The 26863-nt window shown below is 67.0% G+C and carries 26 protein-coding genes and 1 pseudogene; 13 read left to right on the top strand and 14 right to left on the bottom strand.

The features are described 5' to 3' along the window. Positions 1-129 precede the first annotated feature (129 nt). Positions 130-648 (top strand): Lrp/AsnC family transcriptional regulator, encoded by a 519-nt coding sequence (locus tag TX79_RS12975; protein ID WP_049927859.1) that lies wholly within the window; start codon positions 130-132, stop codon positions 646-648. Between the two features lie 10 nt (positions 649-658). On the opposite strand, the gene TX79_RS12970 is transcribed toward TX79_RS12975, so the two are convergent. Beyond that, positions 659-1096, bottom strand: coding sequence for a PaaI family thioesterase (locus tag TX79_RS12970; protein ID WP_049927858.1), 438 nt, complete (start codon positions 1094-1096; stop codon positions 659-661). A gap of 1 nt (position 1097) precedes the next feature. Next, on the bottom strand, positions 1098-3056 hold the full coding sequence (locus TX79_RS12965) for a 3-hydroxyacyl-CoA dehydrogenase/enoyl-CoA hydratase family protein (RefSeq protein WP_049927857.1): 1959 nt from the start codon (positions 3054-3056) through the stop codon (positions 1098-1100). A 188-nt stretch (positions 3057-3244) separates the two neighbouring features. Between TX79_RS12965 and mntA the strand changes: the two genes are divergently transcribed. Continuing rightward, the gene (gene mntA, locus TX79_RS12960; protein ID WP_049927856.1) at positions 3245-3676 is read left to right on the top strand and encodes a type VII toxin-antitoxin system MntA family adenylyltransferase antitoxin; all 432 of its coding nucleotides are present in this window, start codon (positions 3245-3247) and stop codon (positions 3674-3676) included. Position 3677: 1 nt separating this feature from the next. Beyond that, positions 3678-3953 (top strand): HepT-like ribonuclease domain-containing protein, encoded by a 276-nt coding sequence (locus tag TX79_RS12955; protein ID WP_049927855.1) that lies wholly within the window; start codon positions 3678-3680, stop codon positions 3951-3953. Between the two features lie 93 nt (positions 3954-4046). On the opposite strand, the gene TX79_RS12950 is transcribed toward TX79_RS12955, so the two are convergent. The 5 genes and pseudogenes from TX79_RS12950 to TX79_RS12930 form a co-directional block, all read right to left on the bottom strand. Next, complete coding sequence (locus TX79_RS12950) at positions 4047-5108, bottom strand: phosphotransferase family protein (RefSeq protein WP_049927854.1); 1062 nt, start codon at positions 5106-5108, stop codon at positions 4047-4049. Positions 5109-5372: 264 nt separating this feature from the next. Further along, positions 5373-5999: a TetR/AcrR family transcriptional regulator gene (locus TX79_RS12945; RefSeq protein ID WP_049927852.1), complete on the bottom strand. Its 627-nt coding sequence runs from the start codon at positions 5997-5999 to the stop codon at positions 5373-5375. A 57-nt stretch (positions 6000-6056) separates the two neighbouring features. After that, the gene (locus TX79_RS12940) at positions 6057-6797 is read right to left on the bottom strand and encodes an HAD family hydrolase (RefSeq protein WP_049927851.1); all 741 of its coding nucleotides are present in this window, start codon (positions 6795-6797) and stop codon (positions 6057-6059) included. A 195-nt stretch (positions 6798-6992) separates the two neighbouring features. Beyond that, a pseudogene (locus TX79_RS12935) lies at positions 6993-7767 on the bottom strand (enoyl-CoA hydratase/isomerase family protein). 101 nt (positions 7768-7868) lie between these two features. Next, positions 7869-9011, bottom strand: coding sequence for an acyl-CoA dehydrogenase (locus TX79_RS12930; protein WP_049927850.1), 1143 nt, complete (start codon positions 9009-9011; stop codon positions 7869-7871). A 195-nt stretch (positions 9012-9206) separates the two neighbouring features. Here TX79_RS12930 and TX79_RS12925 point away from each other — a divergent pair, with 195 nt between their 5' ends. After that, positions 9207-9983 (top strand): SDR family NAD(P)-dependent oxidoreductase, encoded by a 777-nt coding sequence (locus tag TX79_RS12925; protein ID WP_049927849.1) that lies wholly within the window; start codon positions 9207-9209, stop codon positions 9981-9983. A 24-nt stretch (positions 9984-10007) separates the two neighbouring features. Here the strand turns inward: TX79_RS12925 and TX79_RS12920 are convergent, their stop codons facing one another. Beyond that, the gene (locus tag TX79_RS12920; protein ID WP_049927848.1) at positions 10008-10349 is read right to left on the bottom strand and encodes a winged helix-turn-helix transcriptional regulator; all 342 of its coding nucleotides are present in this window, start codon (positions 10347-10349) and stop codon (positions 10008-10010) included. A gap of 165 nt (positions 10350-10514) precedes the next feature. Between TX79_RS12920 and TX79_RS12915 the strand changes: the two genes are divergently transcribed. From TX79_RS12915 to TX79_RS12895, 5 genes are all read left to right on the top strand, one after another. Continuing rightward, the gene (locus TX79_RS12915; RefSeq protein ID WP_049927847.1) at positions 10515-11153 is read left to right on the top strand and encodes an NAD(P)-dependent oxidoreductase; all 639 of its coding nucleotides are present in this window, start codon (positions 10515-10517) and stop codon (positions 11151-11153) included. Between the two features lie 107 nt (positions 11154-11260). Further along, on the top strand, positions 11261-12265 hold the full coding sequence (locus TX79_RS12910) for a TIGR04024 family LLM class F420-dependent oxidoreductase (protein ID WP_049928396.1): 1005 nt from the start codon (positions 11261-11263) through the stop codon (positions 12263-12265). 472 nt (positions 12266-12737) lie between these two features. After that, on the top strand, positions 12738-13547 hold the full coding sequence (locus TX79_RS12905; RefSeq protein WP_049927846.1) for a class I SAM-dependent methyltransferase: 810 nt from the start codon (positions 12738-12740) through the stop codon (positions 13545-13547). Positions 13548-13683: 136 nt separating this feature from the next. Further along, on the top strand, positions 13684-14346 hold the full coding sequence (gene hisH / locus TX79_RS12900; RefSeq protein ID WP_049927845.1) for an imidazole glycerol phosphate synthase subunit HisH: 663 nt from the start codon (positions 13684-13686) through the stop codon (positions 14344-14346). Positions 14347-14660: 314 nt separating this feature from the next. Then, positions 14661-15131 (top strand): hypothetical protein, encoded by a 471-nt coding sequence (locus TX79_RS12895; RefSeq protein WP_049927844.1) that lies wholly within the window; start codon positions 14661-14663, stop codon positions 15129-15131. 12 nt (positions 15132-15143) lie between these two features. On the opposite strand, the gene TX79_RS12890 is transcribed toward TX79_RS12895, so the two are convergent. Both TX79_RS12890 and TX79_RS12885 read right to left on the bottom strand, forming a co-directional pair. Beyond that, positions 15144-15995, bottom strand: a complete 852-nt coding sequence (locus TX79_RS12890; protein ID WP_081655565.1) for an ABC transporter ATP-binding protein — start codon at positions 15993-15995, stop codon at positions 15144-15146. 6 nt (positions 15996-16001) lie between these two features. After that, entirely contained in the window at positions 16002-17624 is a 1623-nt protein-coding gene (locus tag TX79_RS12885) for a hypothetical protein (protein WP_049928393.1), read from the bottom strand. A 157-nt stretch (positions 17625-17781) separates the two neighbouring features. On the opposite strand from TX79_RS12885, the gene ubaA reads away from it, so the two are divergent. After that, entirely contained in the window at positions 17782-18639 is an 858-nt protein-coding gene (gene ubaA, locus TX79_RS12880) for an SAMP-activating enzyme E1 (RefSeq protein ID WP_049927843.1), read from the top strand. 409 nt (positions 18640-19048) lie between these two features. On the opposite strand, the gene TX79_RS12875 is transcribed toward ubaA, so the two are convergent. From TX79_RS12875 to TX79_RS12860, 4 genes are all read right to left on the bottom strand, one after another. Further along, entirely contained in the window at positions 19049-19834 is a 786-nt protein-coding gene (locus TX79_RS12875; protein ID WP_049927842.1) for an SDR family oxidoreductase, read from the bottom strand. 126 nt (positions 19835-19960) lie between these two features. Continuing rightward, a complete protein-coding gene (locus tag TX79_RS12870) occupies positions 19961-20425 on the bottom strand; it encodes a Tfx family DNA-binding protein (protein WP_049928391.1) in 465 nt (154 codons plus the stop codon). 120 nt (positions 20426-20545) lie between these two features. Then, entirely contained in the window at positions 20546-21535 is a 990-nt protein-coding gene (locus tag TX79_RS12865; RefSeq protein ID WP_049928390.1) for an MBL fold metallo-hydrolase, read from the bottom strand. 190 nt (positions 21536-21725) lie between these two features. Then, positions 21726-22172 carry a TRAM domain-containing protein gene (locus TX79_RS12860; RefSeq protein WP_049927841.1) on the bottom strand — a complete coding sequence of 149 codons (447 nt, stop codon included), beginning with the start codon at positions 22170-22172 and terminating at the stop codon, positions 21726-21728. A 230-nt stretch (positions 22173-22402) separates the two neighbouring features. On the opposite strand from TX79_RS12860, the gene TX79_RS12855 reads away from it, so the two are divergent. From TX79_RS12855 to TX79_RS12845, 3 genes are all read left to right on the top strand, one after another. After that, positions 22403-23194: an electron transfer flavoprotein subunit beta/FixA family protein gene (locus tag TX79_RS12855; protein WP_049927839.1), complete on the top strand. Its 792-nt coding sequence runs from the start codon at positions 22403-22405 to the stop codon at positions 23192-23194. A 58-nt stretch (positions 23195-23252) separates the two neighbouring features. Further along, on the top strand, positions 23253-24206 hold the full coding sequence (locus TX79_RS12850) for an electron transfer flavoprotein subunit alpha/FixB family protein (protein ID WP_049927838.1): 954 nt from the start codon (positions 23253-23255) through the stop codon (positions 24204-24206). A gap of 220 nt (positions 24207-24426) precedes the next feature. After that, positions 24427-26820 (top strand): methyl-accepting chemotaxis protein, encoded by a 2394-nt coding sequence (locus TX79_RS12845; protein ID WP_049927837.1) that lies wholly within the window; start codon positions 24427-24429, stop codon positions 26818-26820. Positions 26821-26863 lie beyond the last annotated feature (43 nt).

Here is a 26863-nt window from a genome sequence, read left to right as displayed (position 1 = left end):
TGACGTCGATGGGTGTCCTCGACCGACGGTAGGTGTCCGTCTCGGGACGGGGTTCGGTCTCGAGGAGGGTCGGTTCGGCGCTCGAAGAGTGACCGAAACGAACACGTAATACCGGCTGGATGTTCGGGTATGGACGAACCGCCGAACTGGGACTTCAAGGATCGCGACATCGCGATCCTGTGTGAACTGTCCAAGGACCCACAGCTCTCCTCGCGGGAGCTGACGGACGTCCTCGAGGCGCAGTACGGAATCGACGTCTCGCACGTGACGGTCAGCGAGTCGATCCGCCGGATGCGCGACGAGGGCGTCTTCCGGGAGGCGATCATCCCGAACGAGGACTACTACATCTTCGCGTTGTTCGAGTTCAAGTTCAACCCGGAGAATTTCGCCGAGAACTGGCAGGACGCCATGGAGTACATCGAACAGGACAAACACACCCTGTTTTTCTTCCTCTCGGACGGCGAGTACCAGTGGAAGTCGATTATGATGTTTCGCAATCGCCAGCAGGTCTCGCGGTGGATCCACGACTGCTACAAGGAACACGGCGACGTGATCGCGAACCTGCGCAACTCCGCGATCCACAACGTCCTCAAGTTCCGCACCGATCCGCGGATCTACGAGGACCTGCGCGAGGAAGCCGACGAGTGATGGTGCCGCGTTAGCTCCCCTCGGGGCGGAACAGTCGGTAGGTCGTACGCCCGACGGCCGCCTCGCCGTCCGCACCGACGACGCTGACGTCGGTCACGCCCGTCGAACCGCCGACCCGCAGCACCTCGGCTTCGGCCCGGAGGTCGCCCGTCGCCGGGCGGAGATACGAGACGTTGAGGTCGGTCGTCGTCAGCCCGACGGCCTCCGGCTGTGCGAACGTACTTCGCAGCGCGAACGCGCTGGCCGTGTCCACCAGCGACGCGACGATCCCGCCGTGGATCGGATCGTAGCCGTCCGATCCGACGGGGTTCTCGAAGTCCGCATCGCGTTCGACGACGAGGACGGCCCGTCCGTCCTCGAGGTGGTCGACCTCTACTCCGAGCCACGAGAGATACCCGTGGCGCTGGACGAACGACTGCCAGCCGGGCCACCCCTCGTCTTCGGTCATCTCACTTGCCTTCGAACTCGGGCTCGCGGTCCTCGGCGAAGGCCATCGCGCCCTCCATCACGTCCTCGGTGCTCGAGAGCAGGCCGAAGCCCTGGCTCTCCATCGCGAGGGCCGCCTCCATGCTGGCGTCCTGGCCCTCGTTCATGACCTTCTTGGCGACTTTGAGGCCGATCGGCGGGCCGCCGGCGAGGTCGTCGACCCACTCTTCGACGAGGTCGTCGAACTCCTCGCGGGAGACGGCGCGGTTGATCAGGCCCCACTCCTCGGCGCGCTCGGCGTCGATGTGCTCGCCGCGGAAGACCAGTTCCTTCGCACGGGTCTCGCCGAGGACGCGGACGAGACGCTGGGTCCCGCCGCCACCGGGGATGAGGCCGAGGTTGATCTCCGGGGAGCCGAACTCCGAGCGCTCGGTCGCGAGCCGCAGATCACAGGCCAGCGCGAGTTCGAGACCGCCGCCGAGACAGAAGCCGTCGATCTTCGCGACGACGGGTCGATCGAAGTCGTTGATCGTCTCGAACGTCGGCGTCACGTCCATCAGGTCGGTCGGCTCGGCGCTCGAGAAGTCGGTGACGTCGGCACCGGCACAGAACGCGCGGTCGCCGGCCCCTTCGATGGTCGCACAGCGGACCTCGTCGACGTCGACCGACGAGAAGAGGTCGTCGAGTTCCTCGAGCAGTTCCCCGTTGAGGGCGTTCATCCGCGAGGGACGGTCGAGTTCGACCTGCAGGACCTCGTCCTCGAGCGTGACGTTCAGGTTGTGGTAGGCGTCGAGGTCGCCGTCGTCCCCGTCGTACTCGTAGAACCCTTCGCCGGCGTCCTCGCCGGTCTTGCCCTCCTCGACGAGTCGCTCGAGGTACGGGTGGGGTTCGAACCGGTCGGATCCGGTCCCCGCGTGGAGGGTCTCGAGTTTCTCGAGCACCTCGTCGAGGCCGATCTTGTCTGCGCGGCGGCAGATCCCCTCGGGGAAGCCCAGCCCCAGTTGGACGCCGGTGTCGACCTCCTCGGGCGTGGCGACGTCCTCGCCGACGAGGAACGCGGCGCGGTTGATCATCCGGGCCTCGACGCGGAGCCAGTCGAAGTCGTCCACGTCGTCGGGGCCGTAGTCGGCACCGTCGCCGTCCTCGTAGTCGTAGAAGCCCTTGCCGGTCTTCTGGCCGAGCTCCTCGTTCTCGACTTTCTCCTCGGTGATCGGCGGGATCGGTCGGCCGCCTTCCTTCCGGACGTGGTAGCCGACGTCGATGCCGGTGAGGTCCGAGAGTTCGAACGGTCCCATCGGATACCCCCGCTCGTGGACCATCGTCGCGTCGGCCTCTCGGATCGTCGTCTCGTCGTTCGAGACCATCCAGGCCGGTTCGTCGTTGAACGGCCCGACGATGGTGTTGACGACGAAGCCGCGGACGTCCTTGCGGACGTAGATGGGCGTCTTGCCGACGGATTCGACCCACTCGTAGCCCGCTTCGGCCGCCTCGTCGCCCGTTTCCTCGCCGTAGATGACCTCGACCAGGTCCATCTTCACCGGCGGATTGAAAAAGTGCAGGCCGAGCACGCGCTCGGGCGTGTCGACGGCCTCCGCGATGTCCGTGATCGGCAGACTCGAGGTGTTGGTCGCCAGCAGCGTGTCGCCGGTCGTGTACTCCTCGAGGTCGCTGAAGATGTCGTGTTTCAGTTCGAGGTCCTCGGGCGCGGCCTCGATGACGAGGTCGGCGTCCCTGACGGCCTCCTCGAGGTCGGTGGTCGTCTCGATACGATCGAGGACGTCGTCGGCGGACTCCTCGATTAGCTCTTTCTCCTCGAGTTTCCGGAGGCTCCACTCGATGTCCTGGTAGCCGTCCGCGACGAGGTCCTCCTCGATGTCCCGCATCGTGACCTCGTAGCCGCCCATGGCGGTGACTTCGGTGATCCCGTGTCCCATGTTGCCCGCGCCCAGAACCGCGACGCGGTCGATGCTGTCGAGTGACATACCCGGGTGAACAACCAGGATGGTCTTAATACCACCGACACGAATTAGCAATGTTAAGTGAGTTGTGTTCGGTTGTTCAGGTCGTACGGCGTTTCGGGCTGTGAGAAAGCGCCGGTAATGGTCGGTCCGTGTACGCTGGTACCTGGATCACCGAAACAGGTTTGCGGTCGCAACGGGAATGTGTCGTTATGAGTGGCCGAACCGACGCCACTGCTATCGATCGCGACGCGGTCGAGCGCGTTCTTCGGGACCAGCCCGTCCGCCTCGCGGTGCTTTTCGGGTCCGCCGTAGATGGCCACACGCATCCACACAGTGATATCGACATCGCTGTCGAATTCGACCGATCGGTCGACGAGGTCGGCGAGGCTCGACTCACCCTGGCCACCGCCCTCTCGACGACGCTCGAGCGAAACGATATCGACCTCTCCGTTCTTTCCGATCTCGATCCTCGAGTCGGGTACGACGCGACGACCAACGGGATCATCCTCGTCGGCTCGTCGGATCGCCTGCTGGATCACCGCGATCGATTCGAGCGCGAACTCGGCGAACGAAACGATGCGTCCCCGGGAGATCGGTTCGACGCCGTTCTCGAACGGATCGACGCCCATCTCGAGGGATAGCATGACCGATCGGTCGATCCGCGTCGACCGGATCGTCGATATCGCGGAGTACATCGAGGAGTATCTCGCGGTTCTGTCGTCGAAGCAAGCGGTCGATTTCGACGCGTACGTCGCCGATCGGGAACTTCGAGATGTCGTCGAACGCCGGTTCGAAACGATGACGCAGGCGTGTCTCGATATCGCCCGGATACTGCTCGTCGACCTCGAGTACTCGGTTCCCGAGTCGGAACGACGAAATCGTCTTCGAGGCGCTGCAAGACCTTTCGCGCTACCGTGACTTTCTGGTCGACGTATACAACTTTCTCGAGAGCGAAGGAGTACTGTGACGCAACCGGAAGGAACTGTGTCGTCCTGAACCGGATGTCGGCTCCTACAGCGGTTCGTCGCCCTCGATGATCCGTTTCGCCCGCGCGGCCAACGCCGGCACCCGATCCCGCATCTTCGGGTACAGCGGGTTGTCGGCGTTGCCCTCGAGGTGCCGGCGGAAGAACATCTCGCCCAGCCCCGCCAGCTTGTAGACCGCGAGCGTGCGGTAGAACCGCTCGCGTTCGAACTCGAGGCCGGTCAACTCCTCCCAGCGGGAGACGAGTTCGACGCGGGTGGGATACCCCTCGCGTTCCATGAACTGGGTCACGAGTTCCGGCAGTTCGGGGTCGGGGTCCTTGGCGTCGCGCCAGTAGGAGAGCATCCAGCCCAGATCGGCCCGGGGATCGCCGAGCGTGGCCATCTCCCAGTCGAAGACGGCGTTCAGTTCCGGCGGCGTCCCGGGCGCGAACATGACGTTGTCGAGTTTGTAGTCGCCGTGGACGAGCGTGTGCGGGTGGTCCTCTGGGACGTTCTCCCGGAGCCAGTCGCCGACCTCGTGGAGGTCCGGCACCTCCCGTTCGTCCTCGGTGACCTCGAAGGCCCACGACAGCTGTTTGCCCCAGCGGTCGACCTGGCGCTGCGTGTACCCCTCGGGGCGACCGAACTCGCCGAGACCGATCTCCTCGTAGTCGAGGCGGTGGATCTTCGCGAGCGTGTCGACCAGTTGTTCGCCGATGCGTTCGCGGTGGGCGGGGTCGGCGAACCGGTCGGGTTCCGCCTCCCGGAGCACGTCGCCCTCGAGCCGACCCATCACGTAGAAGTCGCTGCCGATGACGTCGTGGTCCTCACACGCGAGAACGGGGTCGGGGACGGGCACGTCGGTGTCCGCGACCGCGTTCATCACGGTGTACTCCCGAATGACGTCGTGGGCCGTGTCGGCGGTCTCGCCCGGCGGCGGCCGACGGACGACCAGTTCGCGGTCGCCCCACGTGACGAACAGCGTCTCGTTCGAGTGCCCTTCCTCGTGACGGCGCACGTCGTAGTCGTCGGCCTCGCCGAGTTCGTCCTCGAGGTACGCGGCCAGCGCGTCCTCGTCGACGAGACGGTCGTAGTAGTCGTCGCTCATGCGTGTTCCCCGTTGGCTCGGACGGAGTCTGTCGAATCGTCGTCTCGACGCCGGTTCACAGCAGCCATGATCACGTACGCTATCGCTAGCTGCTGCTTAACGAAAGTATTTTCGAACTGGCAGTATCTTTACAATGTTGGAGTAAAGCGCCGCAGGAGCCGGGAAAACGGGACCTCGTCGCGACGGTGTCGGACGGTGACTGGTCTGGGCAGTCGGAACTGCCGCTTTCACCCCGAATGCCGTCGCGTGTGCCGTCCGGTCGGTTCACTCCTCGTCGCGTTCCGGCGCTTCCAGCCAGTCGCGGACGATCGAGTCGAGACTCGCACGAGCAGTCTCGGCCACGTCGTCCCGCTGGAGGGTTACCTGGTAGATCCGCGCGCCGTTGATGGCCGTCAACACGAGCGTCGCGACGTGTTCGGGATCGACGTCGCGGAACAGGCCCTGTTCGATGCCGTCCTCGACGATGGCGATCACCGTCGCCTCGACGGTCTCGTAGTTTCGCTCCCACTGTCGCCGGAACTCGGCGTTGTGCGGCGCTTCCGATCGGATCTCGAGCATCGCCGTCGTGAGTTCCCACTGGTCGACCTCGGTCCGTTCCGGGGGACCGAACAGCAGTCGATCGATCAGTGCCTCGAGGCGCTCGTCCGGCGGGACCGTCTCGTCGACGACGATGCTCCGCTCGAACGCGTCGAGCAGGTACTCGAGGAACGCGACCAGCAGCCCCTCCTTGGTGTCGTAGTGGTAGTGCAGGACGCCTTTCGTCTTGTCGAACTCGTCGGCGATCGCCTGCATCGTCAGGTTCGTGTAGCCGTGGTTGCACAGCGCCCGGTAGGTCGCCTGCATGATCGCTTCCTCGGTGTCCGCGGGCTCCCCGTCGCCGTGTAGCCCCATGCTAGTTCGTCCGTCGGAAAACCGCGGGAAAAGGGTTTGGATAGCGGCCGTCGTCGCTTACTGACTCGGTCGCTCGTCGTCGACGACGGCAAGGATCTCCTCGGGCGAGTCGATCCGGTAGCCGACGGCGGGGCCGTCCTCGGCCCCGAAGGCGACGCCGTGCATTCCCATCTCGTCGGCCCCCTTCACGTCGTGATCGTAGCGATCGCCGATCATCAGCGAGCGACCGGGATCGACGCCCGCTTTCTCGAGGGCGGTCTCGAAGATCGCGGGATCGGGTTTCGTCCGGCCGACTTCCTCGGAGGTCGTGATCGAGTCGAACGCCTCGCGGACGTCGAAGGCCTCGAGCATCTCCCTGCCGGCGTCGTCGTCGACGTCGCTGATCACGCCGACGTGGAGGTCCCGCTCGGCGAGTTCCTCGATCGCCTCGACGGCCCCCGGGATCGGCCGGATCGACGACTGGACGTGCTCGTCGAACGTCGGTTTCCACGCCTCTTCCGGGAGAGATTCGCCGACGATGGCTTCGACGCCCCTCGCGTAGCCCTCGCGGGCCGATCGGAACTCCGTGCCGTCGCGCTCGCGGAAGTAGTCCCCGACCGCGGTCCGCCACGTCTCGACGGCCTCGTCGACGTCCACCTCGAGGTCGTACTCGGCGACGAGGTCCGCGACGAACGCCGCGTGGGCCGACTGGACGGACTCCAGATCGAGGATGACGCCGCCGATGTCCCAGAAGACGGCCTCCCACGGGCTCGAGTCCGCGTCCGCTTCGTCGGCTCCGTCGCTGCGGTCGGCGTTCATCGGCGACTCACCCGCTCGTATCGACGACTCTTCGCGACGCGCTGTGGTCGATCGCTGGCGATTCCTCCCGTCGCCTCCCGTGTGCCTCGAGCAGTCATGGCTGTCTCGTCGTCCGGCGTCCGGCCGGCGTACTCGGTGCCCATCTCTCGTGGAGGTTACTTGAAAGGTCCGTTCCGCGGGGCCGGCGGCGGACGCTCACTCGAACTCGGGGTCGCGATCCTCGAGGAACGCGGTCATTCCCTCGCGCTGGTCCGGCGTCCCGAAACAGCCCGCGAACGCCCGTTGCTCGTACTCCAGCGCGGCCGCCTGCGATCCCTCGAGCCCCTGGTTGATCGCCGCTTTCGCCGCCCGGAGCGCGAAGGCGGGCTGGGCCGCGAGGCGCTCGGCGAGGTCGAATGCGACGGCCTCGAGGTCGTCATCGGCGACCACCTCGCCGACGAGTCCCGCTTCGGCGGCGCTCTCGGCGTCCAGTCGCTCGCCGAGGTAGATCATCCGCCGGGCCGTCTCGTCGCCGACGAGGCGCGGAAGCCGCTGGGTCGCGCCCCAGCCCGGAATGATCCCGAGGTCGATCTCCGTGTTGCCGATCACCGCCGACTCGCTCGCGATCCGCAGGTCGCAGGCCAGCGCCATCTCACAGCCGCCGCCGAAGGCGTAGCCGTTGACCGCCGCGATCGTCGGCGCGGGGAACGACTCGAGGGCGTCGGCGACCGCGTGACCGAGCGTGCCCCACTCCTGGGCCTCCGCGACCGAGAGGTCCTGCATGTACGCGATGTCCGCGCCCGCGATGAACGCGTCGTCGCCGGCACCCGTGATGGATCAACGCGCGGGCGTCCTCGGCTTCGGCCTCCCCGAGCGCGTCGGCCATCGCCTCGAGCGTCTCCACGTTCAACGCGTTCAGTGCGTCCGGTCGATCCACGGTCAGCGTCGCGACGTCGCCATCGAACTCGAGCGAGACGGTATCACCTGGCATGGGGCCTTCTTCCACGTCGAGACCAAAGGTGTTGGGTCAGGCGAGAACTCGAGAACGAGGGATAGCCGATCGGCTGTTCGCCGGAGAAGACGGGTCCGCGATCAGGCCAGCAGTTGCTGTGCGATGGTGTTCCGGAGCACTTCGCTGGTGCCCTCGTAGATCTCGTTGAGTTTGGCGTCGCGGTAGAAGCGCTCGGCGGCGAAGTCCTTCGTGTAGCCGTAGCCGCCGTGGATCTGGATTCCCTCGTTGGCGACCTCGCGGGAGATCTCGCTGGCGTAGAGTTTCGCCTGGGCGGCCTCCTTGACGAAGTTCTCGCCGCGCATCTTCCTGTCGGCGGCGTCGTGCATCAGCAGGCGCGCGGCGCGGATCTTCGTGTCCATGTCGGCCAGTTTGTGCTGGATCGACTGGAACTCGGCGATGGGCTGGTCGAACTGCTCGCGGTCCTTGCTGTACTGGAGCGCCTCGTCGAGGGCGGCCTGCGCGATGCCGATCGATCGGGCGGCGATCGTAATGCGACCGCCGTTCAGGGTCTTCAGCGCCTGGATGAAGCCGTCGCCCTCCTCGCCGAGCAGGCGGTCCTCGGGGAGCCAGAGGTCGTCGAAGCGGAGTTCGGCGGTCGGACAGCCCTTGTCGCCGAGTTTGTCCTCCGTCCCCTCGACGATGAAGCCGTCGTCCTCCTCGGGGCGGACGACGAACGAGGAGATGCCGTCCCGCCCGGCGTCCGGGTCCGTCTTCGCGAACAGGGTGACGGTGTCCGCGACCGACCCGTTGGAGATCCACAGTTTGCCGCCGTTTACCCGGTAGCCGTCGCCGTCCCGAGAAGCGGTCGTCTCCATCGAGGGCACGTCGCTGCCGGCACCGGCCTCCGAGAGGGCGAACGCGCCGATGTCCTCACCCTCGGCCAGCGGCGTCAGGAACCGTTCCTTCTGTCGCTCGTCGCCGAACTCGTAGAGCATGTTACCCGCCAGTGAGATGTGGGCCGCGACGATCGTCCCCAGGCCGCCCGACCCGCGAGCGATCTCCTCTAAGGCGGCCGGATACGCGTGGTAGTCGAGGCCGGCCCCACCGTACTCCTCGGGGAACGGCATCCCCATCAGTCCCAACTCGGCGAGTTCGTCGACCAGGTCGTGTGGGAACTCGTCCGTCTCGTCGATTTCGTCGGCGACGGGGACGACCTCCTCGTCGACGAACTCCGCGACGGTCTCGGTGATCTGTCGCTGCTCGTCCGTGAGACGGAAATCCATGGGACTAGCTTGGACGATTTCGCATATAGGTGTTCCTCCATCCTCCCGCAGTCGGCCAGTTTTCCACTCCTCGTCGGTTGACTGGCGTTTCTCGCGACGGCGCGTCGCCACACATATTTATTAACAATTGCTTCGAACACGTCTGTGTAGCATAACAATGGTAACTTCCGACTTCGACTCCTCGAGTGAGGACGTATGAGCACCGAGCAGTTCAGCGTCGATGGCGACGTCGCCATCGTCACCGGTTCCTCGAGCGGCATCGGACGCGGTATCGCGGAACGGTTCGCCGAGGACGGCGTCGACGTCGTGGTCTGTTCGCGCGAACAGGACAACGTCGACCCCGTCGCGGATGAGATCAACGACAGCGACGCCGACGGCGAGGCGCTGGCGGTCGAGTGTGACGTCACCGACCGCGAGGCCGTCGACGCGCTCGTCGAGGCGACCGTCGAGCAGTTCGGTGGCGTCGACGTGCTGGTCAACAACGCCGGCGCGTCGTTCATGGCCGAGTTCGACGACATCTCCGAGAACGGCTGGAAGACCATCGTCGACATCAACCTCCACGGTACCTACAACTGCGTGCAGGCGGCCGCCGACCACCTCAAGGACGGCGGCGGCTCGGTGATCAACTTCGCCAGCGTCGCCGGCCAGCGCGGGTCGCCGCTGATGAGCCACTACGGCGCGGCCAAGGCCGCGGTCATCAACTTCACGACGACGCTGTCCTACGAGTGGGCAGAGGACGACGTCCGCGTCAACTGCATCGCGCCGGGGTTCGTCGCCACGCCGGGCGTCGAGAGCCAGATGGGCGTCTCCGCGGACAACATCGACCGGGAGGAGGTCGCCCGCCGCATCGGGACCGTCGAGGAGATCGCCGACGTCACCCAGTTCCTCGCCAGCCCCGCCGCCTCGTACCTCGTCGGCGAGACCATCACGGTCCAGGGCGTCCCCCAGATCAGCGAGGAACACGACGTCTAAGCGATCGCGCCGCATCGGTTCCGATCAGTCCTCGTCGATCCACTTCTCGCCCCATACGGCGATTTCGTCGAACGCCGTGAGCAGTTCCTCCCCCTTCCGGGTCAGCGAGTAGTAGACCGCGACCGGGCTCTCCTCCTCGACCCGCCGGTCGACGTAGCCGTGTTCCTCGAGGTCCTCGAGGACGCGCGAGAGGGTCTGGGCGTTCGCACCGGTCGCGCGCTTGAGTTCGTTGAACCGCAACTCGCCCTCCCGGAGGACGTGGATGACCGTCAGCCGCCACCGGGAACCGACCTCCTCGAGCGTCTCGATCACCGGGCAGTCCTCGTACTTCGCCTCCAGATCCGATCCTGATGACGTCGACGTCACGTGGTCATGCCGACGTTCGCTGAACTATATGACGGTCACGATTCAACACCAGGTATGACGATGTAACCACCGTCGTTCGGGGCGGGTGCGCGAGAGCGCGGCCGCCTTGACGAACGGGTCGTCGAAGCCAGTATCGAAGCCGACCGACTGACGATAGATCTCACCATGAAGGTACTCCTACTCGGTGCGAGCGGACGAATCGGCCGACGAATCGCGACGGAACTGCTCGAGCGCGGACACGCGGTGACCGGCGTCTCCCGCAGCGGAGAGGTCGACGGAATCGACGACCCCGACTTCGAGGCGGTCGCCGGCGACGCAACGGACGCAGACGGGGTCGCCGACCTAGCCGCGGGCCACGACGCGGTCGCCTCGGCGCTGGGTCCCTCCAAGGACGAGGATCCCGACGTCCTCCCGGAGATGGCCGAGGCGGTCGTCGAGGGCCTGCGGGAGGCCGGCGTCGACCGCCTCGTCTGGACGGGCGGCGCTGGCGGCCTGCACGTCGACGAGGACACGCTGCTCATCGAGACCGACGACTTCCCCGAGGCGTTCGAACCGGTCGCCAGCGCGGCCCTCGACGCGCTCGAGGCCTTCCGCGAGGCGGAGGACGTCCGGTGGAGCTACGTCGCGCCGGCCGCCATGATCGAACCCGGCGAGCGGACCGGCGAGTACCGGACCGCCGAGGGCGAACTCGTCGTCGACGAGGACGGCGAGAGCTACGTCTCGATGGAGGACTTCGCCATCGCGTTCGTCGACGAACTCGAGGACGGCGAGGCGATCCACTCGCGACTCGGCGTCGGCTACTGACGATCCGGCGATGCGTTCCGTTTTCTGACGGCGGCGTGCGTAAACGGGAGTGATCGAGCGATCGGTTCCCATACACCCAAATGGATTGGCGTATTTTCTGCGAGGTGATGACTGACAGAGAGGTTCACCTTCCGGTCGCCGCACAGCCGACGGTCGACGCGCTGGTCGACTACGCCCAGACCGCCGAAGAACTGGGCTACGACTGCGCCTGGCTCCCCGAGACCTGGGGTCGGGACGCGGTGACCGTCCTGACCTCGATCGCCGAGCACACCGACTCGATCGACCTCGGGCCGAGCATCGTCAACACCTACTCGCGCTCGCCGGCGCTGCTGGGTCAGACCGCCGCCACCCTCCAGGAGGTCTCCGACGGCCGGTTCCGGCTCGGAATCGGCCCGAGCGGTCCCATCGTGATCGAGAACTGGCACGGCCGGGAGTACGGCAATCCTCTCCGGCGAACCCGCGAGACCGTCGATATCGTTCGGCAGGTCCTCTCGGGCGAGGAGGTCGAGTACGACGGCGAGAACTTCTCGCTGTCGGGCTTCCGGCTCCGCTGTGAGCCGCCGGAACCGATGCCGCCGATCGAAGTCACCGGCATGGGTCCCAAGGCGGTCGAACTCGCCGGCCGGTTCGCGGACGGCTGGCACGGCATCATGCTCACTCCCGACGGTGCCCGCGACCGTCTCGAGGACATCGAACGCGGTGCCGAACTGGGCGACCGCGATCCGGAGGACGTCTCGGTCCGTGTCGGCGTCACGGCCTGCGTCCTCGAGGACGCCGAGCGCGCCCGCGAACTCGCCCGCCAGCACACTGCCTTCTACATCGGCGGCATGGGCACCTTCTACCGGGACGCCCTCGAGCGACAGGGCTACGACGAGGCCGTCGACGTCCACGAGGCCTGGCAGGAGGGCGACCGGGAACGCGCCCTCGAGTTGATCGGCGACGACCTGCTCGATCAGCTCTGTGCGGCCGGCGACCTCGAGACGGCTCGCGAGAGCATGGAGCGCTACGAGGCCGTCGACGGCATCGACGCGGTCTGGGTCAGTTTCCCGCGCGGAGCCAACGAGGAGCAGATCCGCGAGACGATGACCGCGCTGGCACCCGACGACGAGTAGCCCCGAAACACAGTCGAGCGTCGGCCGGGCGGCTTCCATTCGAACCCAGCGACTAGTAGATACCCACCAACTGAGGGACCGTCCTGCTATCGTGGACTCGAGGAGTGACCACGGTGCTCACGTCTCACTCCGTTCACCGTTCGCTAGCCGAGGGATTCGCTCCGCTCATCCCTCGCACTCCCCAGCCGACTCGTTCGGTCGCTCCGCTCCCTCACTCGTCCACTGGAAGACGCAAGCGTCTTCCAACCTGCTGAAAAATCGGAGATTTTCCGCATCACGAGACGGCGAAGCCGTCTCGAACGACTTCACTCACTCCGTTCGTGAAGACCTCGCGCGGTTTCGTCGATCGGCCTCGCAATCTCTCGGCCGATCGACAGCGCACGCCACTGCCACTGAGCAGGAATTCGGTAGTAGCTGGTTCGGATCGATCCAAACCGACCCGTTTTTACTCGAATCCATCGAAGGGTCGGCCGTGCGGACGTTCTCCGAATCGTACCTCGAGCGAACCCGCGAAGGGATGTGGGACGACTCCCGGGAGGCCCTCGAGCCGCTGTCGCTCGGGGATCGCGAGCGAATCCTCGACGTCGGCTGTGGGACCGGCGAGTTGAGCCGCGTCTTGGACGCCGAGTCGCCGGGCGAGGTGCTCGGCTGCGACGCTGACCCGGAACTGCTCGCGGCTGCTCGCGAGCACGTCCCCGTCGTCGCTGGCGACGCGCTGTCGTTGCCGTTCGCCGACGACGCGTTCGATCTGGTGGTCTGTCAGGCGCTGTTGATCAACCTGCCCGACCCGGGCGAGGCCGTCGCTGAGTTCGCCCGCGTCTCGCGGGACCTCGTGGCCGCGGTCGAACCGAACAACGCCGCCGTCGAGGTCGACTCGAGCGTCGAGAGCGAGGATCGCCTCGAGCGCCGCGCCCGGGAGGCCTACCTCGAGGGCGTCGACACGGACGTCGCCCTCGGAGCCGACGCGGCCGACGCGTTCGACGCGGCGGGACTCGAGGTGCTCGAGACGCGACGGTACGATCACGTGCGGACGGTCGAACCGCCCTACAGCGAGGCCGCGCTGCTGGCCGCGCGGCGCAAAGCCGTCGGCTCCGGGCTGGCCGACGACCGGGAGACGATGCTCGCCGGGTCGATGGACCCCGCGGAGTACGACGACCTCCGGGGCGCGTGGCGCGAGATGGGCCGTGACGTGGTCGATCAGATGGAAGAGCGCGCGTACAGGCGGTCCGAGACGGTCCCGTTTTTCGTCACCGTCGGTCGGCTTCCGGAGTCGACGCGCTGACGTCCGTTTCGCGCCGTCGGCTGCGCCGTTCGTCGCTGTCGGCGCGGCGCTCGAGCGCCCGCCGTCGGGACTGAACCGTCGGGCTGCCGATTGCACGAAGGGCAACGCACTTACCCGCTGGCTCCCCAGTTCCGGTATGAGCATCGCCACTGAACCGCCCGAGGAGGCGCTGGCGTCCGTGGTCGTCGTCGACTACGGCCTGGGCAACTTGCGCAGCGTCACCCGCGGGCTCGAGCGGGCCGGCGCGGCCGTCGAGATCACCGACGATCCGGACGCCTTCGCCGCGGCCGACGGCGTCGTCCTGCCGGGCGTCGGCGCGTTCCGTGAGGGCGTCGAGAACGCCGCCCCCATCCGCGAGGACCTGCTCGCGGTCGCCGAACGCGACCAGCCGCTGTTCGGTATCTGCCTCGGCATGCAGATGTTACTGACCGACAGCGAGGAGGGAACGACCGACGGCGAGTCGGCCGTCGAGGGACTGGACCTCATCCCGGGCACGAACGTCCGCTTCGCCGAGGGCCAGAAGGTCCCCCACATGGGCTGGAACGAACTCGAGGTCGAGCGCGACCACCCGCTCGTGGAGGGTATCGACGGGGAGTACGCCTACTTCGTCCACTCCTACTACGCGGTTCCCGACGACGGCTTCGCGACGGTCGCGAGCACCGACTACGGCCGTGAGTTCCCGTCGATCGTCGCCAACGACGCCGGCAACGTCTTCGGCACGCAGTTCCACCCCGAGAAGAGCGGCGAGACGGGGCTGCGCATTCTGCGGAACTTCGTCGAGATCTGTAGTGAACAGTAGTTGGACCGCGAACGACCAGTGGGAGTGAGCGGTGCTTTTTGGTCCGGGTTTTTGCCGCGAGCGGTCGGCGTTGCCGACCCGAGCGGCAAAAAGGTGGGCGCGTGAGACGGGGCTGCGCAGTCTGCGGAACGTCGTCGAGATCTGCGCGGAACAGTAGCTCTGCGCGGACGCCCGACGCCACCTGCTGCACCGACAGATACCGACGCCCACTCGAGATTCCGCGACTCGTCGCGCCAGGGATCGATTTACGCGGAATCCTCGCGATCGACTACGTATGTCCACACTTATTACCCGTCCGACACGTAGTGCGGGGTATGTCCGAGTACGAACGGCGGATCAGCCTCGCGCTGGGGGTGGTGCTTTTCGGGTTGCTCGTAGCGATGGCCGTGCTCGGGGACGTCGACCCGGCCGCGCTCTCGTTGGCGGAAGGTGTCGGCGCGGCGGCGATCGCGACCGGCGCGGTCGCGTTCCTGCTAGCCGGCCTGCGAGAGCGGGTCGTCGTCGCCGGCCGGACGCTCGAGTGGTGGCAGTTCCACGCCGTGGGCTTCGTCGCCTTGGGCGTCTACATGGCGGCCTCCGGCGTCGCCGACGGCTCGGTGTCAAGGCTGGACGCGCTGAACGTCGTCGCCGGCCTCGCCTTCGCGGCGACCGGGGGCTTCAGACTCCGGTCCGGCCCGCAGACGACCGATCGAGAGCCGTCGATGCGGGAGGTGGCCGTGACGGTCGTCGGCACGATGGTCGTGGTCCTCCTCGTGACGATCGCGATGCTGTGGTTCCCTGCCTGACCCTCTCGTGGCTCACTCGTCGGTCGTCACTTCGAGGAAGACGTCCTCGAGCGTCGAGTCCGCGCCGTGCTCGAGTCGCTCGATCAACTCGTCTGGCGGACCGGATTCGACGAGCGTCCCGTCGTAGAGGATGCCGACCTCGGTCGCAACCTGCTCGACGACCGGAAGGACGTGCGTCGAGAGGAAGACGGTCGTGCCCTCGTCGGCCAGCTCGGTCAGCACTTCGCGGACCGTCCGCGTGGCTCGCGGGTCGAGGCCGCCGGTCGGTTCGTCGAGGAAGACCACGTCGGGGTCGTGCATGATCGCCTGGATCAGCCCCGTCTTCTGACGCATCCCCTTCGAGTAGGTGACGATCCGGTCGTCGGCGTCGTCGGCGAGGTCGAACCGCTCGAGCAGGGCGTCGATCCGGTCGTCGATCGCTGCGGGGTCCATCCCGCGGAGGCCGCCGTGGTACTCGAGTTGCTCGCGGGCGGTGAGTTCCTCGTGGATCGGCGGCGACTCGGGGAGGTAGCCGATGTGGTCGACGAGGCGCTCGCGGTCGGTGATCGGGACGCCGGCGACGCGACCCGCTCCCTCGGTCGGCGGGGTCAGGGACGCCAGCATCCGGATCGTGGTCGTCTTCCCCGCGCCGTTCGGCCCGAGGAACCCGTAGATGGTCCCGGCGTCGATCTCGAGGTCCAGGCCGTCGACGGCCGTCGTCGAGCCGTACCGTTTCGTTAGCCCGCGCGCGACGATCGCGGGATCGTTCGCGGCCGGGGGGTTGTCGGCGTCCCTCTCGAGGGAGTCGGCGTCCGTCGATTCGGTCCCGGTCGATCGGCTCTCGGTTCGGTCGGCGGTCGTCTCGGTGGGTGATCGGTCGGTCATCGGTGGTCAGTCCAGTGTTATCGCGCGAAACCGTCCGACGGCGATCCGGAACGCGATCGCGGCGACGGCGGTCGCCAGCAGGATCGTCGCCAGCAGGGAGCCGAGTCGGACGACGCCCGTCGGGACGGCGCTCGTCGCCGGGTGGTCGTAGACGAGCGGACTGTTCCCGGCCATCGCGGGGAGACAGACGAGCGTGACGATCGCGAAGGTCTTGGCCAGCCGCAGGAACGACGCCAGTCCAGGTTCGCCGTAGGTGGGAATGCTCGTGAAGAAAAACGGCATCGGAACGAGGTCGTCGCGATCGACGTTCGTGTCGATCGCCGCCGTCACGGCGGCGGTACACGCACAGACGGCGATCCCGACCAGGGCGACCCCGATCGTCGCTGCGATGCCCACGGAGCCGTACAGCCCCAGTGGGACGATCACGATCGCGACCAGCGGAACGCCGGCGATCAGCGCGGCCAGCACCAGCCCGCCGACGAACTGCCGCCCGTCGACGGTCGTCACGAGCATCGGCAGCGTCCGGTACTCGACCGCGAGCGGGTCGGTAGCGAACGCGATGCCCGCGGCCATCCCGAGGACGATCGCGACGAGCAGGAAGACCGCACCGCCGCCCAGCAGGAACGTCGGCATGAGGACCACGCCGAGGATCAACACCACGTAGCCCGTCATCAGCAGTCCCCGCGGGACCCGCCGCTCGAGCAGCAGCCGTTCGCGGACGACGGTGAGGACGGGGCGGGGGAGCCGACCGCCGAAGACGCGCTCCAGCGGGCCGTCGCCGACGACCGATCGCGAGACGGACGGGCGACTCGAGCTCGCGGGCTCGGTCTCCCAGATCCGGCGGACGACGGCACTCGTCGCCCCGACCAGGACGGGAATCGCGAGCAGCGTGGCGAGTGCGGCCACACCCCTGGTGGGAGCACCGATCGATCCGCCGACGAGCGCGAGGTCGCCGAACCAGGCCACGGGCTGGACGCCGATCAAGGCGAGGAGGCCGGCGAACGAGAGCGACGTCTCCCGGGCGACATACTGGACGAGAAACCAGCCGACGACCAGCGGGAGCCACCCGAACACGATGAGCAGGTCTCGGAGGACCCGTCCGCGAGAGAGTCGCATCCCCACGAGGCGGGCGACGAGGCGGCCCAGGGTGCCGACGGTCACCGCGAGGCTCGCAACGCCCGCGATCGCCAGCAGCGCCGTCACCGCCACGCCGGCCGATCGAAGGCCGAGCCCGGCCCCGATCGCAGCGCCGAGCGTCGGGAGCGCCAGCATCACCGCGACGCGGGCGAAGACGAACAGCGCCAGCCCGAGCGCCGCGGCCCTCGCCGGCACCGTGGTCAACAGGAACTCCGGGTTCAACCGTTCGAATCGCTCGTGGGTTACGTTCGCGCTGCGCCACGCCACCGCGACGAAGAGGAGGGTCGCGAGCAGGCCGACGTCGTCCGCCAGCGCCGGCCTCGAGGCGACGGCGCGGCCGCCCGCGAACGCGCCGGCCCCGAGCGCGACGGCGACAGTCAGGAGAGCGATCGTGAACAGGCGGTCGCTCCAGCGACCGCCGCGCTCGCGTCGGTGGCGTCGCCACTCGACGCGTGCGATCCGGACGCCGTCACGAATCGTCGTACCGTCCATTGGGTTCCGGTCGTCAGGGGTGCGATCGGATTCCGGTTCGTCGACTGCGCGTTCGTCGGCGGCCGGTAACAATCTTGTCGTTCGGCTGTCGTATCGTCGCGGAACGGGTACGGCCCCGAACCGCGGACTTTTCTCGGTATCGGCCCAACGAGGTGATATGAGCGACCTGCGCCTCGACGCGACCCAGCTCGATCGCTACTCGAGACACGTCATCATGGACGAGATCGGTCCCGAGGGGCAAAAGCGGCTGCTCGAGGGGTCGGTGCTGGTCGTCGGCGCGGGTGGACTGGGCTCGCCGGCGATCCAGTACCTGGCGGCGGCGGGCGTCGGGCGACTGGGCATCGTCGACGACGACGCCGTCGAACGGTCGAATCTGCAGCGCCAGATTGTCCACGCGGACGGCGACGTCGGCCGCCCCAAGGTCGAGAGCGCGGCCGACTACGTGGCCGCGCTCAACCCGGACGTCGACGTCGAGACCCACGAGATCCGGCTCACCGCGGAGAACGTGGCCGACCTCGTCGACGGCTACGACGTCGTCCTCGACGCCAGCGACAACTTCGCGACCCGGTACCTCCTGAACGACCACTGCGTGCTCTCGGGGACGCCGCTCTCCCACGGCGCGATCTACCGCTTCGAGGGGCAGGTGACGACGTTCACGAACGACCGAAATTCGGACGACGCGACCGTGGCAGACGACGGAGACGCGCCCTGCTACCGCTGTATCTTTCCCGAGGCCCCCGAACCCGGCACCGTTCCCGACTGCGCGACCACCGGCGTGCTCGGCGTCCTCCCCGGCACCGTCGGCTGTCTCCAGGCCACCGAGGTCGTCAAGTACCTGCTCGAGAACGGCGACCTGCTCGAGGGGCGACTCCTGATGTACGACGCGATGGAGATGAGCTTCGAGACGGTCGACGTGCGTCCGAACCCGGCCTGTCCCGTCTGCGGCGACGATCCCGAGATCGAGTCCGTCGAGGACGTCGCCTACGAGGGGACCTGCGAAATCTCGGCCGATTAGGGGCTACTGCTGAGTAGCGACTGAGCCGGTATCGATGCGTACGTGCTTCACTTTAATACTGGCGCGTGCTGTCGGGTAGCCGAGTGCCACGAGGCTGCCCGACGAAGCCGCGCGAGGGATGAGGACCACAGCGACCGCTGCGGCGCAGAGCGCCGCGAGGGAGCGAGGACCGCAATCGGTTGGGGAGGGCGAGGCGCGATCGAAGTGAGTGCCTCGGAAACGCGAACGGCGACCGCGAGGGATGAGCGGAGCGAATCCCTCGGTAAGCGATCGGGGAACGAAGTGAGCCGTGAGCGAGTGAGCCGTGAGCAGCGTGGTCACTCCTCGAGTCCACGATAGCAGGACGATACGTATCTTCCAACCCACGCTCTACATCCCGCGTCTGATTCCACGGTGTCTCTCTCAGCCGTCAACTCCGCAACTGCCCGCCGTCGACCGGGATCGACGCGCCGGTGACGTAACTCGCGCGCTCGCTGGCGAGAACCGCCACGACGTCCCCCAGCTCCTCGGGGTGACCGAGCCGGTTCATCGGAATCTCGCTCGTCAGCGCCGCGAGCGCCGCCTCCCGGCTCTCGTAGCGCCCCTCCTCGAGTCGCGCGTCGACGAGGTCCTCGATGCGGCCCGTCTCGATCGTTCCCGGGAGGACCGTGTTCGCCCGGATCTCCGGCGCGAACTCGCGCGCGATCGTCTTCACGAGTCCCTCGACGGCCCGCCGGACGGCGTTGGACAGCACGAGGCCGTCCGTGACCTCCCGCACCGTCCGCGAGGTGATCGCCGTGATCGTCCCCTGGTCGGACTCGAGCAGGTGGCGATGGGCCCGTTCGAGCGTCCAGACGACGCTCATCACCAGCAGGTCGTAGGCCCGGTACCACTCCCGTTCGTCCGTCTCGAGGAAGGTCGCACGTGGTGGGCCGCCGGCCGACGTGACGACGTGATCGAGACCGCCGAACGTTTCGACCGTCTCGTCGACGAGGCGGGCGACGTCGTCCGGGTCCGTGACGTCGGCCCGGACGGCGAGGACGTCGCCACCCCCCGTCGCCGCCAGGTCCTCGCGAGCGTCGGCGAGGCGCTCCGCGTCGCGGCCACAGATCGCCACGTTCGCATCCGCTTCGGCCAGCGCCGTCGCACTCGCCAGACCGAGGCCCCGCGAGGAGGCCGTTACCAGTGCCGCACTGTCGTCGAGGCCGAGATCCATGGCCGCTTCGACCACGCGAAGGGGCAAAGCCCTCGGGGACGCTCCCTCGAGGTTTCGGAACAATTACGAACTCTCGGTGATGCCTCTGCGAGGCGTTCGTCGCCCCCTGAGGGTCTCGTCCCCGCGCTATACCTCGTTCTGGTGGCGAACGCGAACCATCCCTTCGGAGGTGACGCCGACGATCAGCGGCGTCGAAATCTGGCGGCCGGAGACGGCCGCGCCCGCGGCGTCGCTGACGACCTTCATCAGGTCCGGCGCGGAGTAATCGACCTTGACGCCGGCCTCGTCGCAGGCGTCGTAGACGAGTTCCGGGACGTCGTAGAGGTCGGTGCCGGCGGGCACACGGACCCGAACCGGGGCGCGAAGCGCCTCCGCGAACGCGACCGTTTCGCGGGCCTTCCGCAGGTTCTCGCGGGCGCTGGCCTCGACCGACGAGACGTTCGCCCGCGACGTGCCCAGCGCGTCCGCGATGTCGGCCTGTGACTCCCCGCGTTCCCGCAACGCGAGCACCTGTGCCTGTCGGTAGGTCAGCACGCTCGTCTCCGGGTCGAACCCGATCTCCTCGAGCAACTCCTCGACCTCGTCGATCACCGCGACCACCTCGTCGGCCGTCGGACTCGCGTGCACATATCGACGCCTAGGCGCAGGTGGGACCAAAGCTTCCCCGATCCCCCACAGTCGCGGCACCGACGCCCCGGCGGTACGGGCCGATCAGTACTCGAGGGGCCACCACTCGTCCTCCAGGTCCGCGAGTCGTTCGGCGACGCTGTCGGCCAGCCGATACTCGTCGCCCTCCCGGACGACCGTCCCCGCGCGTTCGAGGTGCTCGAGGTGGGCGTAGGACTCGCCGGGGCCGTGGAGGATGTGGATGCCCTCGAGGTCGCCGAAGAGGTCGGCGCTGACGGTCCAGGCGTCGCAGGGACCCAACCGGTCGAGGGCGTCGAGCACCCGGAACGCGCGTTCCTCGTGGTGGTGGATGATGTGACCCGCACGGTCGGCCGGATCGTCGATCGGGTCGCGGTGGCCCGGCCAGGCCCGGTCGTAGTCGGCGTCGACGATCCCCTGGAGTGCGCGCAGGTACCGCTCGAGCGGACCCTCGACGCGGACGTCCGCGCCACCGACGTTGGGCGTGTAGACGGGCAGGAGGGCGTCCCCCGAGAGCACCTCCCGGGAGCCGTCCGCCTCGAACGCGAAGACGGTGAGGCCCGCCGCGTGGCCGGACGCGTGGATCGCGGTCAACTCCGTGTCGCCGACCGGGAACGTCGCGCCGTCCTCGAACGGCGTTACCTCGGGCGTCGCCACGTCGACGTCCCCGCTGGCGGCCTTCTGCCGGAGCACCTCGCGACCCGCTTCGGGGATGCCCCACTCTTCGAAGTATTGCTCCTGTCGATCCCGCATCGCCGACCAGGCGTCCTCGTCGCCCTCGATCAGCGGGGCGTCAGCGGCGTGTGCGTGGACCTCGGCCCCGCTTTCGGCCTGTATCTCGCCGGCGAGGCCGGTGTGATCGTGGTGCCAGTGGGTCAGCAAGATGCGATCGACGTCCGCGAACGACAGCCCCCGGTCGTCGAGGGCCGCCTCGAGTTGTTCGCGGGTGGTCGCCATCCAGTCGCCGGTATCGACCAGCACGACCTCGTCGGCGTCGAAGAGGTAGGCGTTGTTGTCGCCCTCGAACGCCGAGTTCGACAGCGGAATGCGGTCCATGCAGTGTTGTGCCATGGAGTACAGGAAAACTCTTCCTGAACCGGAACGTCGGGACCCATTCCTCGTTCTCGACGGGTAGCGTGGCTCGAACGGCGAGAGATTCGAGAAACCGGCTCCGACAAGACCGCTCCGAGAAGACCGCTCCGACGACTGTCCGATACCGGGTTTCGTCCGACTGTCCTGGCGGCGATTACGAACCCCAGAAGTTCTCACGGCTGCCCAGGCGTTCGCGGTCCGTCGGATCGGTGTCGTCCTCGTCGGCGTCGTCCTCGTCCGACGCGTCGGCGTCGTCGTCCTCCGGCTCCATGGGCAGTCGCTCGACCTCCTCGGCGCGGGCGTGGTTGCTGTGGACCTCCGTGATCTCGACGCGGGCGCGGACTTCGGGCAGCAGGCCGTCGACCATCACGATGAAGCCGTCGTCGGTGCGGCCGACGCCAGCACCGCTCTCGTGCATGTCGACGACGTCGATGACGACCTCCTCCCCGACCTTGACCGGTTGCGTTTTCAAGTCCTCGATCGGCTGGTTGTAGTGTTGACACCACTCCTTGCCGCCGCGGTCGCCGTAGTGTTGACACCCCATTCCCGCGATCCGTTCCGAAAAACTCGGACAGTCGTCGGCCAGCGGACAGTCTGCCATACCCGTATTACCGGCGGCGGCGTTAAACCGTTTCCGTCTTCCGGATGGACCTCGAGCCCAGGGGTTCGATTCCGGCGGCCGATCTCGGAACCACCGGACGACGGGACGACGAACGATCGCAACCGTACCCGGCAAACGGTGGGTAGTTTTCCGTCGCGTGTAGATGAACTCGACCAATCTGACGGGCGGTTTCGAAACAGTTTACGGGAGGGAGGTAGCAGAGACGAACGATGAAGATACTCGTAACGGTCAAAGAAGTCGCGACCGTGGAAGACGAGTTCGAGATCGAGGGGACGTCGATCGCCGACCAGTACCTCGGTTCCGACCTCAACGAGTGGGACGACTACGCGATCGAAGAGGCCGTCCAGCTCCAGGAGGACGGCATCGCGGACGAGGTCGTCACGGTCACCATCGGCCCGGACGACTGCGAACAGACCATCCGGCAGGCCCTCGCGAAGGGTGCCGACCGCGCGGTCCGCGTCTGGGACGACGCCCTCGACGACGTCGACCTGCTCGACGTCGGCGCGAAGCGGGAGATCCTCCAGGCCGTCGTCGAGGAGGAAGACCCCGACCTCGTGTTGACCGGCGTCCAGTCCGGCGACGATAGCTGGGGTGCGACCGGCGTCGCCCTGGCCGAGGAACTCGACTACGAGTGGGCCGCCGTCGTCAACCACCTCGAGCACGACCTCGAGGAGGGCGTCGCCTCCGTCCGCCGCGAACTCGAGGGCGGCGTCGAGGAACTGACCGAGGTCGACCTCCCCGCCGTGCTCACGATCCAGACCGGGATCAACGAGCCCCGGTACGCGAGCCTTCGTGGCATCCGCCAGGCACAGCAAAAGCCTCTCGACGTCCACACGCTGGACGAACTCGGCGTCGACGCCAGTGCCGTCGAGGGCGAGGTCGAACTGACCGACATGTACGAACCCGAAAGCGAGAGCGACGTCACCGTCTGGGAGGGCGGTGCCGACGAAACGGCTGCGGAACTTGCTGATCTCCTCCGCGACAAGGGGGTGGCACCATGACTTCCGTTGCACGCTTCGCGCGCAACGACGTCATCGCTTTCACCGGAGGTGAAAACCGATGACCGACGTTCTGGCGATCACCGACCACCGACGCGGCGAACTGCGCGACGTCAGCTACGAGATCATCACGGCCGGACGCGAACTGGCCGACGCCACGGGCGGTGACCTCCATCTGGCGGTCATCAGCGGCACGGTCGAGGACTTCGCCGAGAAACTCGACCGCGAGGGCGTCGACGTCGTCCACACCGTCGACTACGGCGAGGAGTTCAACCACGGCGTCTACGCCCAGGCGACGACCCAGCTCTACGACGAGCTGGCACCCCAGTACGTGCTGGCACCCAACAGCGTCAACGGGCTCGACTACGCGCCCGCGGTCGCGAACGAACTCGACCTGCCGATCGTCACCGACACGATCGCCCTCGAGAGCGACGGCGAGACCCTGACCGCCACCCGCGAGATGTACGGCGGCAAGGTCGAGACGACCAACGAGGTCGAGGGCAGCGCAGTCGTCACGATCCGGAGCGCCGAGTGGCCCGCCGCCGAAGGCACCGGCGACGCCACGATCGAGTCCTTCGACGCCGACATCGACGAGGGCGCGCTCGGCTCGACGGTCAGCGGCTTCGAGGAGGTCGGCGGCGGCGACGTCGACATCACGGAAGCCGACGTGCTCGTTTCGGTAGGTCGTGGTATCGAGGAAGAGGAGAACCTCGATATCATCCACGACCTCGCCGACGCGCTCGACGCGACGGTGTCGTCCTCGCGTCCGATCGTCGACAACGGTTGGCTCCCCAAGAACCGCCAGGTCGGCCAGTCCGGGAAGGTCGTCACGCCCGACGTCTACATCGCGATCGGCATCTCCGGTGCCGTCCAGCACGTCGCCGGCATGAAGGGCTCCGATACGATCGTCGCGATCAACACGGACCCCAACGCGCCGATCATGGACATCGCCGATTACGCCATCGTCGACGACCTGTTCGACGTCGTGCCGGCGCTGACGGAACAGTTCAGCTAATACCGCCGGCTGTTCGCGACGATACTGCGGCCGGTTCTATCGCCGACGGTTTCCCTCTCCTCTCTGATGTGTGAAGAATATGTATGTTTAATGAACGTCTCCAGAAACGCGAAGATTTATTATCCGCTGATAATCATTTCTGCTTATGTCTCCAGGAATACGGGCTATCGTGCCGGAATTTATACGTAAGAGATATTCGCTAAAATTTGCAATTATCTTGTTGGTTATCGGTCTCTCGGTCGGTGCGATCGGCCTCGTCGGAACCGCACAGGTCGAGGACGGCGTCAAATCGAACGTCTACGAGAAGTACGAAACCCTCGCGCTCCAGCAGTCGGAGTCGGCCTTCCAGTTCTACGACGACAATCGACAGACGGTCCAATCTATCGCCCGCTACAGCGGTCTCGACGGCGCTACGCAGTCGGAAGCACAGGCGTACATCGATAGCGAGGTCGCCGACCTCGATGCAGGTGGACCTGGCGAGGCAAACGTCCACTTCCTCGAGGAAACCGGCGACGTCATCGCGAGTTCGCTGGTCGATCCGGGAACCGACCTCGAGGGAGCGTGGGTCGACGAACTCGACCAGCGAAGCGGGACGTACGCGACCGACGCCTACCGGAGCGGCGAGTACGACGACGCCACGGAGCGGGTCGCCTTCGTGACCGATCACGGCGACCTGCCCGAGGGAACGGTGCTGGCTTACACGGTGCCGGTCAGCGAGTACAGTATCAGCAGTACCGACACCATCCGGACGATGATCGTCGACTCGAGCGGAACGGTCGCCTTCGGCGAGAGCAGAAGCGCCCTGCTCGAATCCTACGACGAAGCCGATCAGCTCCTGTCCGACCTCGACTCGCTGGAGTCGGGCGCTACGGAAGCCGGCCCGGCCGAAGGCGTGCTCGCAACCGACGACGTCTTTGCCGGCGAGTCGTTCGTCGTCGGCTACGCGGCAGTCCCCGGTACCGACTGGGTCACGCTCGTCCACACGCCGACCGAACAGGCGTACGGGTTCGTCGAAGACGTCCGTACGTACGGCATGCTCGCGACGTTCGGTGCCGTCCTCCTCATCGGCGTCGTGGGCGCGGGCATCGGCTGGAACACCTCCCGGTCGATCGACCGCCTGCGACGCAAGGCCGTTCGCATGGAAGAGGGTGATCTCACCGTCGAACTCGAGTCGGATCGCATCGACAGCATCGGGCAACTCTACGACGCGTTCGACGACATGCGAACCTCGCTGCGAACACAGATCCAGGAGACGGAAGCCGCCCGCGAGGAGGCCGAACGCGCCCGCGAGGAGACCGAACGCATCAACGACCACCTCGAGCGGAAGGCCGAGTCGTACAGCGAAGTGATGCAACGCTGTGGCGACGGCGACCTCACCGCGCGGATGGATCCTGCGAGCGAGAACGAGGCGATGACCGAGATCGCCACGGAGTTCAACGAGATGGTCGCCGAACTCGAGGAGACGACGGCGGCCGTCAAGTCCTTCGCGACGGAGGTCGCGACGGCCTCCGAGCAGGTGACCGCCTCGAGCGAGGAGGTCCGGTCGGCCTCCGCCCAGGTCACCGAATCGATTCAGGAGATCTCCGAGGGTGCTGATCGACAGAACGAGCACATCCAGTCGGTCACGAACGAGATGAACGCCCTGTCGACGACGACCGAAGAGATCGCAGCCTCCTCGAACGAGGTCGCCGATATCGCCGAACGGACCGCCCGGACCGGCCAGCGGGGCCGCGAAGCGGCCCAGGAGGCGATCGAGGGCATGAGCGAGATCGAAGCCGAGTCCGACGCGGCCGTCGAGGAGATCGAACAGCTCCAGGCCGAAGTCGAACAGATCGACGACCTGCTGGCGTTCATCACGGAGGTGGCGGAACAGACCAACATGCTGGCGCTGAACGCGAACATCGAGGCCTCGCGATCGGCCGACGACGGCGAGGGCTTCGCGGCGGTCGCGGACGAGGTCAAACAGCTGGCCGCGGAGACCAAAGAGGCCGCCACCGACATCGAACAGCGCCTCGAGCGGATCGAGTCCCAGACCGAGCAGACGGTCGACGTGGTCCGGGAGACGAGCGATCGCGTCTCGGAACACACCGACTCCGTCGAGGAGGCGGCCGAGGCGCTCGACGAGATCGCCGACTACGCGACCGAAACCAACACCGGCGTCCAGGAGATCTCGACCGCCACCGACGAACAGGCCGAGTCGGCACAGGAGATCGTGGCCATGGCCGACGACGTCGCTTCTATCGCGGAGGAGACCAGCGCCGAGAGTGAGAACGTCGCGGCTGCAGCGGAGGAACAGACGACGGCGCTGACGGAGGTCTCGAACAGCGCGAGCTCCCTCGCGAACCGGGCCGCTCAGCTATCGGAGACGCTCGATCAGTTCGAAACCGACAGCGAGGTCTCGGTCGAGTCGGCGACCGCGGAAGCGACGCTCGAGACCGAGGCTGCTGTTGCCGGCGACGCGGACGCCGAGACGGGATCGAGCGACGGTGACGGCGACAGTGACGCCGCGGACGGGGACGACGAAGCGGTAAGCGACGACGCCGGCGACGATGCGGACGACGACGGTCCCATGGAGTCGACGTTCCAGTTCGACGGTCCACAGGAAGACGCGTAGGTACCGCGAACCGTCACCTACTTTTCCGTCCTCTCCTAACCGC

The sequence above is a fragment of the Halopiger goleimassiliensis genome, from assembly GCF_000455345.1.
Lineage (GTDB): Archaea > Halobacteriota > Halobacteria > Halobacteriales > Natrialbaceae > Halopiger_A > Halopiger_A goleimassiliensis.
This window is presented reverse-complemented; position numbering and strand designations above follow the sequence as displayed.

What these genes read in the sequence shown, in the direction of transcription:
- TX79_RS12955 (WP_049927855.1), top strand. Translation starts at nt 3,678, where the DNA reads ATGACCGATCGGTCGATCCGCGTCGACCGGATCGTCGATATCGCGGAG.
- TX79_RS12910 (WP_049928396.1), top strand. Translation starts at nt 11,261, where the DNA reads ATGACTGACAGAGAGGTTCACCTTCCGGTCGCCGCACAGCCGACGGTC.
- TX79_RS12890 (WP_081655565.1), bottom strand. Translation starts at nt 15,995, where the DNA reads ATGACCGACCGATCACCCACCGAGACGACCGCCGACCGAACCGAGAGC.
- TX79_RS12970 (WP_049927858.1), bottom strand. Translation starts at nt 1,096, where the DNA reads ATGACCGAAGACGAGGGGTGGCCCGGCTGGCAGTCGTTCGTCCAGCGC.
- TX79_RS12975 (WP_049927859.1), top strand. Translation starts at nt 130, where the DNA reads ATGGACGAACCGCCGAACTGGGACTTCAAGGATCGCGACATCGCGATC.
- TX79_RS12865 (WP_049928390.1), bottom strand. Translation starts at nt 21,535, where the DNA reads ATGGACCGCATTCCGCTGTCGAACTCGGCGTTCGAGGGCGACAACAAC.
- TX79_RS12940 (WP_049927851.1), bottom strand. Translation starts at nt 6,797, where the DNA reads ATGAACGCCGACCGCAGCGACGGAGCCGACGAAGCGGACGCGGACTCG.
- TX79_RS12875 (WP_049927842.1), bottom strand. Translation starts at nt 19,834, where the DNA reads ATGGATCTCGGCCTCGACGACAGTGCGGCACTGGTAACGGCCTCCTCG.
- TX79_RS12915 (WP_049927847.1), top strand. Translation starts at nt 10,515, where the DNA reads ATGAAGGTACTCCTACTCGGTGCGAGCGGACGAATCGGCCGACGAATC.
- TX79_RS12925 (WP_049927849.1), top strand. Translation starts at nt 9,207, where the DNA reads ATGAGCACCGAGCAGTTCAGCGTCGATGGCGACGTCGCCATCGTCACC.
- hisH (WP_049927845.1), top strand. Translation starts at nt 13,684, where the DNA reads ATGAGCATCGCCACTGAACCGCCCGAGGAGGCGCTGGCGTCCGTGGTC.
- TX79_RS12965 (WP_049927857.1), bottom strand. Translation starts at nt 3,056, where the DNA reads ATGTCACTCGACAGCATCGACCGCGTCGCGGTTCTGGGCGCGGGCAAC.
- TX79_RS12950 (WP_049927854.1), bottom strand. Translation starts at nt 5,108, where the DNA reads ATGAGCGACGACTACTACGACCGTCTCGTCGACGAGGACGCGCTGGCC.
- mntA (WP_049927856.1), top strand. Translation starts at nt 3,245, where the DNA reads ATGAGTGGCCGAACCGACGCCACTGCTATCGATCGCGACGCGGTCGAG.
- TX79_RS12895 (WP_049927844.1), top strand. Translation starts at nt 14,661, where the DNA reads ATGTCCGAGTACGAACGGCGGATCAGCCTCGCGCTGGGGGTGGTGCTT.
- TX79_RS12850 (WP_049927838.1), top strand. Translation starts at nt 23,253, where the DNA reads ATGACCGACGTTCTGGCGATCACCGACCACCGACGCGGCGAACTGCGC.
- TX79_RS12945 (WP_049927852.1), bottom strand. Translation starts at nt 5,999, where the DNA reads ATGGGGCTACACGGCGACGGGGAGCCCGCGGACACCGAGGAAGCGATC.
- TX79_RS12885 (WP_049928393.1), bottom strand. Translation starts at nt 17,624, where the DNA reads ATGGACGGTACGACGATTCGTGACGGCGTCCGGATCGCACGCGTCGAG.
- ubaA (WP_049927843.1), top strand. Translation starts at nt 17,782, where the DNA reads ATGAGCGACCTGCGCCTCGACGCGACCCAGCTCGATCGCTACTCGAGA.
- TX79_RS12860 (WP_049927841.1), bottom strand. Translation starts at nt 22,172, where the DNA reads ATGGCAGACTGTCCGCTGGCCGACGACTGTCCGAGTTTTTCGGAACGG.
- TX79_RS12930 (WP_049927850.1), bottom strand. Translation starts at nt 9,011, where the DNA reads ATGGATTTCCGTCTCACGGACGAGCAGCGACAGATCACCGAGACCGTC.
- TX79_RS12855 (WP_049927839.1), top strand. Translation starts at nt 22,403, where the DNA reads ATGAAGATACTCGTAACGGTCAAAGAAGTCGCGACCGTGGAAGACGAG.